General features: G+C 75.2%; 10 protein-coding genes. 5 read left to right on the top strand and 5 right to left on the bottom strand.

Annotated elements, in window-relative coordinates; all coding sequences use genetic code 11:
- Positions 1 to 103 precede the first annotated feature (103 nt).
- From AC4H2H_RS19410 to AC4H2H_RS19390, 5 genes are read right to left on the bottom strand one after another with little or no spacing between them, the layout of a single operon-like run.
- Positions 104 to 1,396 carry a DUF58 domain-containing protein gene (locus AC4H2H_RS19410; RefSeq protein WP_494372473.1) on the bottom strand — a complete coding sequence of 431 codons (1,293 nt, stop codon included), beginning with the start codon at positions 1,394 to 1,396 and terminating at the stop codon, positions 104 to 106.
- 10 nt (positions 1,397 to 1,406) lie between these two features.
- A complete protein-coding gene (locus tag AC4H2H_RS19405; RefSeq protein WP_494372472.1) occupies positions 1,407 to 2,573 on the bottom strand; it encodes an AAA family ATPase in 1,167 nt (388 codons plus the stop codon).
- The gene (locus AC4H2H_RS19400; RefSeq protein ID WP_494372471.1) at positions 2,570 to 3,862 is read right to left on the bottom strand and encodes a DUF4350 domain-containing protein; all 1,293 of its coding nucleotides are present in this window, start codon (positions 3,860 to 3,862) and stop codon (positions 2,570 to 2,572) included. Before AC4H2H_RS19400 ends, AC4H2H_RS19405 begins: the two co-directional genes overlap by 4 nt.
- On the bottom strand, positions 3,859 to 4,530 hold the full coding sequence (locus AC4H2H_RS19395; RefSeq protein WP_494372470.1) for a DUF4129 domain-containing protein: 672 nt from the start codon (positions 4,528 to 4,530) through the stop codon (positions 3,859 to 3,861). Before AC4H2H_RS19395 ends, AC4H2H_RS19400 begins: the two co-directional genes overlap by 4 nt.
- On the bottom strand, positions 4,527 to 5,867 hold the full coding sequence (locus AC4H2H_RS19390) for a glycerophosphoryl diester phosphodiesterase membrane domain-containing protein (RefSeq protein ID WP_494372469.1): 1,341 nt from the start codon (positions 5,865 to 5,867) through the stop codon (positions 4,527 to 4,529). Before AC4H2H_RS19390 ends, AC4H2H_RS19395 begins: the two co-directional genes overlap by 4 nt.
- Positions 5,868 to 5,993: 126 nt before the next feature.
- Here AC4H2H_RS19390 and mtrA point away from each other — a divergent pair, with 126 nt between their 5' ends.
- The 5 genes from mtrA (at position 5,994) to hpf (ending at position 12,007) form a co-directional block, all read left to right on the top strand.
- Positions 5,994 to 6,677, top strand: coding sequence for an MtrAB system response regulator MtrA (gene mtrA / locus AC4H2H_RS19385; protein WP_494372468.1), 684 nt, complete (start codon positions 5,994 to 5,996; stop codon positions 6,675 to 6,677).
- Positions 6,674 to 8,509: an MtrAB system histidine kinase MtrB gene (mtrB, locus tag AC4H2H_RS19380; RefSeq protein ID WP_494372467.1), complete on the top strand. Its 1,836-nt coding sequence runs from the start codon at positions 6,674 to 6,676 to the stop codon at positions 8,507 to 8,509. Before mtrA ends, mtrB begins: the two co-directional genes overlap by 4 nt.
- Positions 8,506 to 10,218: an LpqB family beta-propeller domain-containing protein gene (locus tag AC4H2H_RS19375; protein WP_494372466.1), complete on the top strand. Its 1,713-nt coding sequence runs from the start codon at positions 8,506 to 8,508 to the stop codon at positions 10,216 to 10,218. Before mtrB ends, AC4H2H_RS19375 begins: the two co-directional genes overlap by 4 nt.
- Before the next feature lie 101 nt (positions 10,219 to 10,319).
- Positions 10,320 to 11,048 (top strand): ComF family protein, encoded by a 729-nt coding sequence (locus tag AC4H2H_RS19370; RefSeq protein WP_494372465.1) that lies wholly within the window; start codon positions 10,320 to 10,322, stop codon positions 11,046 to 11,048.
- A gap of 305 nt (positions 11,049 to 11,353) precedes the next feature.
- Positions 11,354 to 12,007 (top strand): ribosome hibernation-promoting factor, HPF/YfiA family, encoded by a 654-nt coding sequence (hpf, locus tag AC4H2H_RS19365; RefSeq protein ID WP_494372464.1) that lies wholly within the window; start codon positions 11,354 to 11,356, stop codon positions 12,005 to 12,007.
- Positions 12,008 to 12,230: the final 223 nt, after the last annotated feature.

Raw genomic sequence — 12,230 nt, 5'->3', positions numbered from 1 at the left:
AGACGCGGCGCCCCCACCCACCCCGACCACCCAACACGACCACCGCCGTCCGACAAAGAACCACGGCTCTACCTCGGCAGACCAGGGCTCTACCTCGGCGGACTCAGAGGCGGCCGGCGGCCTTGAGGGCGAGGTACGTGTCGGCGAGGCGGGGGGCGAGGTCGTCAGGGAGGGCGTCGACGACCTCGACGCCGCGCTGGCGCAGGACGGTCGTGACGGCAGCACGCTCGATCTCGCCGCGCGCGGCCGCGGCGGCGTCGTAGATCTCCGCGGTACCGCTGCGGTCGTCGCGCAGCGCGACGACGTCGGGGTCCGCCGCGGCGGCGAGGACCACCTGATGCTTGGACGTGAGCTGTCCGACGACGGGCAGCAGGCCGGTCTCGACGGCGGCGGCGTCGAGCGTGGACAGGAGCACGACGAGCGCGCGCTGCGAGAGACGCTCGTGGACGGCGCCGACGAGGCCGGGCCAGTCGGTCTCGAGCAGAGCGGGCTCGATCGGGGCGAGGGCGTCGGCCATCGCGGGCATGAGGCGCGGGCCGGCGGCCCCGGCGACGCGGGAGCGCACGGTGCGGTCGTAGGCGATGAGCTCGACGCGGTCGCCGGCGCGCCCGGCGAGCGCCGCCAGGAGCAGGGCGGCCTCGATGCTCGCGTCGAGGCGGGGTGCGTCGCCGAGCCGCGTGGCGGACGTGCGCGACGTGTCGACGACGATGAGCACGCGGCGGTCGCGCTCGGGGCGCCACGTCCGCACGACCATGTCGCGGCCGCGCGCCGAGGCCCGCCAGTCGATGGACCGGACATCGTCGCCGATGACGTACTCGCGCAGCGAGTCGAACTCGGTGCCCTCGCCGCGCACCTGGACCGCGGCGCGGCCGTCCATCTCGCGCAGGCGCGCGAGGCGGCTCGGCAGGTGGCGGCGCGAGGCGAACTCGGGCAGCACGCGCAGCCGCCCGGGGACGGGGATCGATGCCTGGCGCGCGGCGAGGCGCAGCGGGCCGAACGAGCGGATCGTCACGCGGTCGGCGACGCGCTCGCCCCGGCGCGTCGGCACGAGCACGGTCGTCACGCGCGTCGCCTCGCCGGGCGGCAGGTCGACGGCGTGCCGGTTGACCTGGGTCCCCGCCGACGGCGGCCACGCGTCGCGCACGAGCGCGCGCAGCCGCCGGGGCGCGAGGTTGGTCAGCGTCAGGCGCGACGTCGTCGTGTCGGTGAGCCGGACCGACCCCGGGACACGCCGTTCGATCGCGACGCGCCGCGGCGACGCCGCGAGCCCGGCGTCCAGCCCGCACAGCACGACGACGAGCAGCAGCCACACGAGCACCGTCCCCGCGACGGGGAACAGGAGCACGGGGACGATCCCGAGCGCCGTCAGCACGACGGCGCGCCACGTCAGGGCCACGAGCGACGCCTCAGCGGGGGACGGGGACGGACGCGAGCACGGTGTCGAGCACGCTCTCAGCCGTCACGCCCTCGAGCTCGGCCTCGGGTCGCAGCTGCACGCGGTGGCGCAGCGTCGGGTGCGCGAGGGCCTTGACGTCGTCGGGCGTCACGTACGAGCGCCCGGATAGCCAGGCCCACGCACGCGACGTCGCGAGCAGCGCCGTCGCGCCGCGCGGGGACACACCGAGCGAGAGCGACGGCGAGTGGCGCGTCGCGCGGCACACGTCGACGGCGTAGCCGAGCACCTCGCGCGCGACCTGGACCCGCGCGACCTCGGCGCGCGCCCGGTCGAGCACCTCGCGACCCGCGACCGGGCGTACCCCGGCGCCCGCGAGATCGCGCGGGTTGAACCCGGCCGCGTGCCGTGCGAGCACCTCGATCTCCTGCTCGCGCTCGGGCAGCGGCAGCACGACCTTGAGCAGGAAGCGGTCGAGCTGGGCCTCGGGGAGGGGGTACGTGCCCTCGTACTCGACGGGGTTCTGCGTCGCGATGACGAGGAACGGGTCGGGCAGCGGGCGTGGGGTGCCGTCGACCGACACCTGGCGCTCCTCCATCGCCTCCAGCAGGGAGGCCTGCGTCTTGGGCGGCGTGCGGTTGATCTCGTCCGCGAGCAGGAGGTTCGTGAAGACCGGGCCCTCGCGGAACGAGAACTCGGCGGTCCGCGCGTCGTACACGAGCGAGCCCGTGACGTCGCCCGGCATGAGGTCGGGCGTGAACTGGACGCGCTTGGTGCCGAGGTCGAGCGACGCGGCGAGCGTGCGCACGAGCAGCGTCTTCGCGACGCCCGGCACGCCCTCGAGCAGCACGTGCCCCTTGCACAGGAGCGCGATGAGCAGGCTCGTCACCGCGCCGTCCTGGCCGACGACGGCCTTGCCGACCTCGCTGCGCACGGCGGCGAGCGCCTGCCGCAGCTCGAGCGACGGCGCGGGCGGCGCGTCGTGCACGGGGGCCGGGGGCGCGGCCGGTGCGGACGCATGCCCGTACTGTGCCTGCGGCCCCGGAGCCTGCGGGCCAGGCTGCTGGTCGGGCGCGCCCGCCGCCGCGCTCACGCGGTCCGCGACGCCCGGGTCCTGTGGCGCGGGCGGCGGCGCGTAGCGGTCGGGCTGGGGCGTCGGGCCCTCGGGGTGGTACGTCACGAGTGGTAGACCTCGCTCTCGATGCGGTCCAGGTGACGCGCGAGCTCGAGCAGCGCGGCGTCGTCGGCGGGTGGTGGTCCGTACAGGAGGTGGGCGACCTGCTCGCCCGGTCGGCCGGTGGCGCGCACGACGGCGTCCACGAGCGTCGCGGCGTCCGCCGAGCGGGGCAGGCCGAGCCGGTTCGCGAGCCGGTCCGCGGTGCTCGCGCGCAGCCCGGCCGCGGCGTGGCCGCGAGCCCCGGCCCGACGGTACAGGCGGCCGCGGCCGCGCGTCGTCTCGGCGGAGCGCACGACGACCGGCAGGTCCTCGGTGACGAGCGGCCCGAGCCGGCGCCCGCGCCACACTACGACGGCGAGCACGACGACGAGCAGCTGCAGCCCGACGACGCCCGTCCAGGGCGGCAGCGCGAGCGTCGGCTCCTCGTCGCCCTGGACGAGCGACGTGTCGAACGGGTCGGGCACGAGCCAGACCAGGCGCTCGTGCGCGCCGAGGGTCCACAGCGCGAGCGCGGCGTTCCCGTCCTCGGTGATCGTGTCGTTGCGCAGGATCGCGGTGGTGTCCACGGCCCGCACGGTGCGTGCTGCACCCTTGTGCACCAGGTAGGCCCCGAGGTCGGGGGCGTCCGGCGAGGGGAAGCACACGACGGCCCCGCCGTCGAGCGCGTGGAAGCCGACGCCGTCCGAACGCAGCGTGCCCGCGGCCTGCGCGGCGGGGTCCTCGCAGCGCGGGGAGCGGGTCGCGGACCCGTCCGGCCAGTCGTAGGCAAGCTCGGCGGCTCCGCCCGTCGCGGCCTCGAGCAGGTGGTCGCCGGGGCTGACGAGCACGAGATCGGCGGGCGTCGCGACGAGCGCGTCGGCCTGCTCGTCCAGCAGGAAGTCGCTCTCCGCGACGAGCAGCGTGCTGCCCTCGGACGCCGCGGCGACGGCGTCGGCGGTCGTGCGCACGTACGTCACCTCGACGCCCTGGTCGCGCAGCACCTCCGCGACGGCACGCGCCCCGTTCGGGCCGGGGTTGTCGGGGGCGAGGGGGGTGCTCGACGTCGTCGGGCGGGCGATCGCGGACAACCCTGCCAGCGCGAGCAGCACGACGAGCACCGTGACGGGCCAGCGCGCGCGCCGCCAGCGGGTGCGTGCGCGCGAGCCTGCGGTGGTGCCGTCGCCCACCACGGGGACGTGCGCCGTCGTCACGGCGCGCTGCCCGCCGCCGCCTGTCGTGGGGGACGCGGACGGGTTCGGCGTGGCAGTGGATGCGGCCGCGGTGGTCGGGGGAGGGGGCGTCGTCGCGCTCACGCGTCGTCACCTCCAGGGTTCGGCGCCGTGGTGGCGAGCTCCGGCCGCAGCGCGGGGCGCGCCGCGAGCGTGCGCTCGTCGAGGGCGCGCAGGAACGCGTCCCCCTCGGGGCCGACGGCGGTCTTGCCGTACGCGACGTCGTCGAAGAGGTGGGCGCCGCGCGCGAGCCCGTCCGCGACGTCGGGCAGGCGCTCGCCCCCGGCCGTGGCGGCCTCCCACGCGGTGCGGCCGGGCCGCTCGTCGAGCAGGGCGCGTTCCTCGAGCGAGCGCACGACGGCGCGGAACCGCTCGAGCGCGGCCGTCGCCCAGTCGCCCGCAGCGGCGGCCGCGTCGGCCGCGGCGCGCATCTCGGCGGCCGTCCGGCTGTCGTCGTCGAGCACGACGGCGGACGCGGGAGCCTTGCGGGACAGGCGCACGGGCCCGGCGACCCAGTACGCGATCCCTGCGACGAGCAGCACGGCCGCGACGACGACCACCGCCGTCAGCGGGCCGCCCAGGTCGAGGGAGGGTGCACCGTCGAACAGGCTGGCCAGCCACTCGAGGAAGCGCTGCAGGAGCGACGGGTCGGTGCGGTAGTCGGGCTTCGCGAGCTCCTCGACGAGCCAGCGGCGTGCCTCGTCCGCGCCGGGCTGCACGGGCACGTCGGCCGCGAGCGACCGCACCGTCATGCCGGGGGCTGCTCGTTCGCGGCGGCCGTGAGCTCGACGTCCAAGCCTTCGCGGCGCATGCGGACGTCGATGTACAGGAGGGCGACGACGCTGCCGACGAAGAGCGTCATGACGACGGTCGAGACGGCGATGCCGAGCGCGACCAGCGCGTTGGCCAGGAAGACCTGGCCCGCGGCCAGCAGGAACGTGCTCGCGAAGCTGAACGGCGTGGCGATGATCTGCACGACGACGTACATCGCGACGTAGGCGAGCAGGTAGATGCCGAAGAGGCGCCAGAAGCTCCCGCGGGTCAGCAGCCACGACCGCCGCACCGTGGACCAGAAGCCCTGTCCCTCGAGCGCGAGCGCGGGGGGCACGAGCCCGGTGCGCGTCCCGACCCAGACCAGCAGGGCGAGTGCGCCGGGGATCGCGAGCAGCAGCAGCACGACCCCCAGACCCGTCGTCACCGCGAACCCGGCGGCGACCACCAGGACGATGAGGGTCAGCGCCACCGCCCACGCGAGCCCGAGGAGCAGCGAGAAGCCGATGAGGAACCACGCCCGCCGACCGACCTGCGCCCAGACCTCGGCGATGGTGGCCTTGCGGCCGATGACGGACTGGCCGATCGAGACGGTGAGAAGCCCGCTGACGATCGGCGTCGCGAGGCTCGTGGTGAGCCCCGTGCCGATCGTGCTCGAGTAGAGCATCGCGAACTCGTTCTCCATGCCCCCGAGACCCGACTCCTCGGGGAGCGCGAAGAACAGGTCGGCGACGTAGCCGGAGAACGCGAAACCGAGGAGGGCGCCGACGACCGTCGCGGCGACGACGACGAGCGTGCTCATGCCGAGCATGACGCGCGGGTTATGCCGGATCGCACCGAACGCGCCGTCGAAGATCTCGCCCAGGGTGAGCGGGCGCAGCGGGACGATGCCGGGCTTGGCGGCGACCGGAGCGTAGGGGGCCGGGCCGGGGCCGTACCCGGGCACGGTGTACTGGGGTTGCCCGTACTGCGGCTGGCCGAACTGCGACTGCCCGTACTGCGGCGCGCCCTGCTGCGGCTGCCCGTACCCGGGATTTCCCCCGTACCCGGGTGCGCCCTGCCCGTACGACGGCTGCTCGTACGACGGCTGCCCGGTGGACGGCTGCGAAGACCCGGGCTGCCCGGTGGCCGGCTCCTCGTGGCCCGGCGCGTACTGGCCGTAGCGCGGCTGCTGACCCGGCGCGGGACCGTAGCCGGGCTGCCCGTAGGCCGGCGCCCCCCAGCCGTCGGGGGCGGTGGGCGGCGCCGGCTCCGACGGGCCCCCGCCGTGGGCGGGCGTGGCGCCGTCCGGCGCGCCGGAGGCGTCGGGAGTGCTCATGGGCTGCTGGTCCTCGCGGTCGGCTCGTGCGATCGGTGTGCGCCGGGCCTGGGCACCGGCGGCGAGGCCACCCTAGTACGCGCGCCCCGCCCGGTCCTGAGCTCCGTCGATGGCAGGATGTCCCGCATGAAGGTTCGCGTGCTCGTGGTCGACGATGACACCGCCCTGGCCGAGATGATCGGCATCGTCCTGCGCTCGGAAGGATTCGAACCCGTGTTCTGCGCGGACGGCGACCTCGCGCTCGAGACGTTCCGCAGCTCCCAGCCCGACCTCGTGCTCCTCGACCTCATGCTCCCCGGCAAGGACGGCACCGAGGTATGCCGGCTGATCCGCGCGGAGTCGGGCGTGCCGATCATCATGCTCACGGCCAAGAGCGACACGCTCGACGTCGTGATCGGCCTCGAGTCCGGCGCCGACGACTACATCTCCAAGCCGTTCAAGCCCAAGGAGCTCGTCGCGCGCATCCGGGCGCGCCTGCGCCGCACGGAGGAGCCCGCGCCGGAGCACCTGTCGATCGGCGACGTCGAGATCGACGTGACCGGCCACCGCGTCACGCGCGGCGGCGAGCAGGTCGCGCTGACCCCGCTCGAGTTCGACCTCCTCGTCGCGCTCGCGCGCAAGCCGTGGCAGGTCTTCACGCGCGAGATCCTGCTCGAGAAGGTGTGGGGCTACCGGCACGCCGCGGACACGCGGCTCGTCAACGTCCACGTCCAGCGGCTGCGGTCGAAGATCGAGCACGACCCGGAGAACCCGGAGATCGTCCTGACGGTGCGCGGCGTCGGCTACAAGGCGGGCACGGCGCGCACGTGAGTCAGGCGACCGGCACCGGTTGGCGCTCGCGGGACGTGTGGCGCCGGGCCCGCCGGCGCGTGCGCGCGACCGTCCGGCGGGCCGTGTGGCGGTGGCGCTCGTCGATGCAGCTCCGTGTCGTGACGTCGGCCCTCGTGGTCGGGATCGTGACGGTCGCGGCGCTCGGGGCGTACCTGTCGGACTCGATGCGGGACGGGCTGTTCGAGCGGCGCCGCGCGGAGATCGACCTCGAGAGCGCGCAGTCCACGGAGCAGGTGCGCCGCACGCTCGACTCGGCGCCGACGGCGACCGTGACCGAGGCGCAGTCGCTCCTGTACGACCTGTTCTCGATGCTCCAGTCCAGCGGGTCGGCGTCGCGCGACGTGTTCCTGTGGCAGGCGGCGGGCGAGAGCCCGGTCGGCCTGCTCAACCTCTCGTCGAACGACCAGCTCGGTGGGATCGTGTCGCCCGAGATGCGCGCGGCGACCGTCGCGGCCGACGGCGACCAGCGGCTCCAGTCCGTCGCGATCCCGCTCGACCCGACCGATCCGGGCTCGCCGGTCCTGCCGGGCATCGTCGTCGGGTCCACGGTCGAGGTGCCCGTCGCCGGGACGTACGAGCTCTACTACCTCTACGACCTCGAGGCGGACCAGGAGACGCTGAGCTTCCTCCAGTCCGTGCTCCTCGTCGGTGCCCTGGTCCTCCTCGCGCTGCTCGGGGGGATCACGGCGCTCGTCACCCGACAGGCCGTGCTGCCCGTGCGGCAGGCGGCGAGCGTCGCGGAGCGGCTCGCCGACGGCCACCTCGACGAGCGGCTCCCCGTCAAGGGCCACGACGAGATGGCCTCGCTCGCGCACACGTTCAACGAGATGGCACGCAGCCTGCAGGACCAGATCGGGCGCATGGAGGAGCTGTCGATGCTGCAGCGCCGGTTCGTCTCCGACGTCTCCCACGAGCTGCGCACCCCGCTCACCACGATCCGCATGGCGTCGGAGGTGCTGCACGCCTCGCGCGAGGACTTCGACCCCGTGTCGCGCCGGTCGACCGAGCTCCTGCAGACCCAGCTCGACCGGTTCGAGGACCTGCTCGCGGACCTGCTCGAGATCAGCCGCTTCGACGCCGGGGCCGCTGTCCTCGACGCCGAGCGGCGCGACGTGCGCGACGTCGTCGTCGCGGCCGTCGACCACGCCGCGCCGCTCGCCGAGCGCAAGGGCGTGTGGCTGTCCGTCCACCTCGGCGACGAGCGGCTCACGGCGGACGTCGACCCGCGCCGCGTCGAGCGCGTCGTGCGCAACCTCGTGGTGAACGCGATCGAGCACGCGGAGGAGAGCCCCGTGGAGGTCACGGTCGCGGGGGACGGGCACGCGGTCGCGGTCCTCGTGCGCGACCACGGCGTCGGCATGACGGCGGACGAGGTGCAGCACGTGTTCGACCGGTTCTGGCGGGCCGACCCCGCGCGCGCGCGGACGACGGGCGGGACCGGCCTCGGTCTCGCGATCTCGCTCGAGGACGCGCACCTGCACGGGGGATGGCTCGAGGCGTGGGGACGGCCCGGACGCGGGGCGAGCTTCCGGCTGACCCTGCCGCGCCGCGCCGGGATCCGCCTGCAGTCCTCCCCGCTGCCGCTCGTCACCGAGGCGGCGACCGGTCGCGGGCTGGCCACCACGTGGAGCTCCGGTGCGCCCGTCGTCGAGGACGTGGACGGCACCGTGGGGCCTGCGGACCTGCCCTCGGTGACAGGCGGCATCCCGGTCGTCATCCCGCGCGACACCCCGCACGACACCGACACCGGGGCGGGATCCGGCGCCGAACCGGCCGCCGGCCCGCCCTCCGACCTGCGGGAGGCGCGATGACCGCGCACCGGACGCTGCGCCGTCGGGCGGGCCGCGGCGGGGTGGGGGCCTGCTCCGCGTTGCTGGTCGCCGCCCTCGCGGCGTGCGCGTCGATCCCCACGTCCGGCCCGGTCACCGAGGGCGAGGCCATCGTGGAGGATCCGGGGCGGCCGTTCGTCAGCGCGGCCTCGCCGCGCGACGACGCCTCACCGGAACAGATCGTGAACGGATTCCTCGCGGCACAGGCCCAAGGGGCGTCGAGCTCGTTCGACGTCGCGACGGAGTTCCTCACGCCCGCGGCGGAGCAGGAGTGGTCTCCGCTCGCCCAGGTCGCCGTGATCGAGGCCGAGCCCGAGCTCGTCGTCGACGAGGCGACCCTGGAGGACGGCATGACGACGGTGCGCGCGACGGCGACGGTGCTCGGCGTCGTCGACGAGCACGGCGTGTACACCGAGCAGGTTCCCGGCACGGAGACCGTGGTCGCGTACGGGCTCGTGCGCGACGAGGACGACCAGTGGCGCATCGAGACCGTCGACGACGGGCTCACGATCACGCCCACGAACTTCGAGCTGACCTACCTCCCGGTCAACCTCTACTTCCCGACGCCCGACCGTGAGTACCTCGTCCCGGACGCGCGCTGGTTCCCGAGCCGGAACTGGCAGACCCTCGCCGTGCGCGAGACGCTCGCCGGGCCCTCCCCGTGGCTGGCCGCCTCGGTCGTCACGGTCGCGCCCGAGGGCACCGCCCTGAGCATCACCGCGGTCCCCGCCGAGGACGCCGGTGCGGTCTCCGTGCCGCTCAACGATGCCGTCCTCGCGGCCTCCCCGGCGGATCGCGGCCTTCTTCTCGCACAGCTCCGGGCGTCTCTCGGCGGGACCGTCGAGATCGAGGTCGACGGGACCGTGCTCCCGTCCGTCGAGGACTCGCCCATCACCGCGGCGACGACGCCCGACGACCCCGTCGTGCTCGCGGGCGACCAGATCATGAGCCTCGACGGTCGGGCGACGGAGCCGGTCGCCGCGGTGGCCCCCCTGGTGGGCCTGGAGCCGACGGCGCTCGCGTTCCGGGGCAGGTCGTCGGACGCGACGTTCGTCGTGCGCGACGGCTCGAGCCGGCTGGTGAACGCGCCCACCGCGGAGTCCGGGGCGACGACGCTGCTCACCGGGGACGACCTGCTCGCACCGAGCATCGACCGCTTCGGGTTCGTGTGGAGCGGGCCGCAGATCCAGGACGGGTCGTTGCAGGTCGTCGACCTTGAGGGCACGGTGTCGTCCGTCGCCGTGCCGTGGCTGGACGGCCGCACGGTCATGTCGCTGCGCGTCGCTCCCGACGGCGCACGGGTCGCGGTCGTCAGCGAGGCGGCCGGCGGGTCCCAGATCCACGTCGCGGGGGTCGTGCGGGACGAGGACGGTCGCCCCACCGACCTGTCCGAGGCCGTCCGGGTGGGCCAGCCGATCACCTCCGCGACCCAGGTCACGTGGGTGGACCGGGCGCTCCTCGGGGTGCTCGGGCGCACCGCGGACGAGACGGCGCCCGTCGTGCAGCTCGTCCCCGTCGGGGGGCGCAGCCGGCCGACGTCGCCCGTGGAGAACGCGGTGGCGCTCGCGTCCGGCACGGGCGTGGGCACGATGCTCGTCGCGACGAGCGACGGGAAGCTCTTCGCGCGGGGCACGTCCTCGCTGTGGACGCAGGTGACGACCGAGGTACGGCTGCCGACGTATCCGGGCTGACGCGCCGGAGCTGGGCGTCCACAGGCCCACTCTCCGCGTGCCCGTCCACAGCGGTGGTGGTGCGACTCCCACCGGGACCGGCCGGGCGGCACGCTCGACGGATGCTGCGCACCGCCGTCGACGACCTCGCCCGCCTCGTGCTGCCGGTCGCGTGCCCCGGCTGCGCGACGCCCGACGTCCCGTGGTGCACGACCTGTCTCGCACCGCTGGGCGCGCCGCTGCGCCTTCGAGAGCACGGCGCGCCGCGCCTCGACCGGCTCGACGGCGTCGCACCCCTGCCCGTGTGGTCCCCGGCGGACTACACGGGGCCGCTGCGGGACGTGGTCGTCGCGTGGAAGGACCGCGGCCGCGGCGACCTCGACAGGCCGCTCGGTGAGGCCTCCCGACGCGCGGGAGAACGGCTCGCGACGATCCTCGCCGCGGCGGTCCGCGGACCGGTCCTCGTCGTCCCCGCGCCGTCGTCGGGCGCGGCCCGCCGCGCGCGTGGTCGCGACCCGGTCGCGGGCCTCGCCCGGTCCGTCGCGACCGGCCTGGCCGCGACCGGGTGCCCCGCGCGCACCGCCGCGCTCCTCGTGCAGGTGCGGCGCTCCCAGGATCAGGTCGGCCTCGGCGCACGCGCCCGGGGAGCCCGGCTCGACGCCGTCGGGCCGGCACGCGGTGCCCGCGCGCGTCGTCATCTCGACGAGGGCGCGACGTGCCTCCTCGTCGACGACGTGCTCACGACCGGCGCCACCCTCGCCGCGTGCGAGGCCACCCTGGCGACCGCCGGGATGCCGGTGCTCGGGGCGTTCGTGCTGGCCGTGACACCCGCCCCGGGCGAGCGACGATGAGCACCCGGCAGGCCGCCGTCGAGCCGGTCCGCCGCACCGGCAGCCGCGGGCCGACTTGTCCTCGCGTTCACCGTCCGTTGGTGCTGCCGACACCGTCCGGACGGGGTTACGCTGAGGGCCAGTCGCCGCGGACGACGGACGTGCAGCACACGGACGGACGCCGCGCGATCGTACCGAGCGCGCGGCCCGGTCGGGCCGCAAGGAGGTGGTAGCCCCACCGGCACCCCGCACGGGTGCCCCACCGAATCCGAGAAGGCGCCCGGTCGATCGATCCGGGGGCCGCACAGATCCTCGCGGAGGCTCACATGGAGATCGTCGTCGTCGGCAGGCACACGGAAGTTGCAGACCGCTTCCGCCGGCACGTGGAGGACAAGCTCGCCAAGGTCCAGCAGCTCGCGCCCACGGCGCAGCGCGTGGACGTCGAGGTCACCCACGAGAACAACCCCCGGCTCTCCGGGGTCCGCGAACGGGTCGAGCTCACCGTGCGTGCCAAGGGGCCCGTCGTCCGGGCCGAGGCCGCGGCCGACGACCGGTTCGGTGCACTCGACCTCGCGGTCGAGAAGCTCGCCGAGCGGCTCCGCCGCGCCCGCGACCGTCGCAAGGACCACCGGAACCACACCGTCGTGCCGCCCGTCGACGTCCGTCCCTACGACCCGGTCAGGGACGCCCCGCCCCCGCCGCCGGCGCCCACCGCGCCGAGCGAGCCCGGCGAGGCCGTCGAGACGACCCTGGGCGACTCGCCCGTCGTCATCCGGCAGAAGCTGCACAGCGCCGAGCCGATGACCGTCGACGACGCGCTGTACGAGATGGAGATGGTCGGCCACGACTTCTTCCTCTTCGTCGACGTCGAGACCTCCCGTCCGTCCGTCGCCTACCGGCGCCGCGGCTGGACCTACGGCGTCGTCGCGCTCGACACGTCCTGCGACTGCGCCGAGCTCCCGGTCGAGAAGTCGGCCTGAGCTGACCCGCCGACGCGCCCGGACCCCCTCGGGTCCGGGCGCGTCGTGCTGCCCAGGCCGGGTAGCTGGGCGGTCGGGCCCGCGTCCGGGGCGGCGTCGGTGCTCGGGCTGGGTCGGCGGTTCTTGTGGTCGGGTCCGCGGGTGGGGCGGCGTCGGTGCTCGGGCTGTCCGCGCCGTCGCCGTGGTCTGTCAGGCGTGGGTCTTGGGAGCGCGGCCTTGACGC

It is taken from the genome of Cellulosimicrobium sp. BMG9.22, assembly GCF_059159975.1.
Note: the sequence above shows the minus strand (reverse complement) of the source record. Positions and strands in the feature narration are given on the sequence as shown.

Bases quoted from the DNA above. Each gene is read 5' to 3' on its own strand.
- AC4H2H_RS19395 (WP_494372470.1), bottom strand. From the start codon at position 4,530: ATGACGGTGCGGTCGCTCGCGGCCGACGTGCCCGTGCAGCCCGGCGCG.
- AC4H2H_RS19390 (WP_494372469.1), bottom strand. From the start codon at position 5,867: ATGAGCACTCCCGACGCCTCCGGCGCGCCGGACGGCGCCACGCCCGCC.
- mtrA (WP_494372468.1), top strand. From the start codon at position 5,994: ATGAAGGTTCGCGTGCTCGTGGTCGACGATGACACCGCCCTGGCCGAG.
- AC4H2H_RS19375 (WP_494372466.1), top strand. From the start codon at position 8,506: ATGACCGCGCACCGGACGCTGCGCCGTCGGGCGGGCCGCGGCGGGGTG.
- AC4H2H_RS19370 (WP_494372465.1), top strand. From the start codon at position 10,320: ATGCTGCGCACCGCCGTCGACGACCTCGCCCGCCTCGTGCTGCCGGTC.
- hpf (WP_494372464.1), top strand. From the start codon at position 11,354: ATGGAGATCGTCGTCGTCGGCAGGCACACGGAAGTTGCAGACCGCTTC.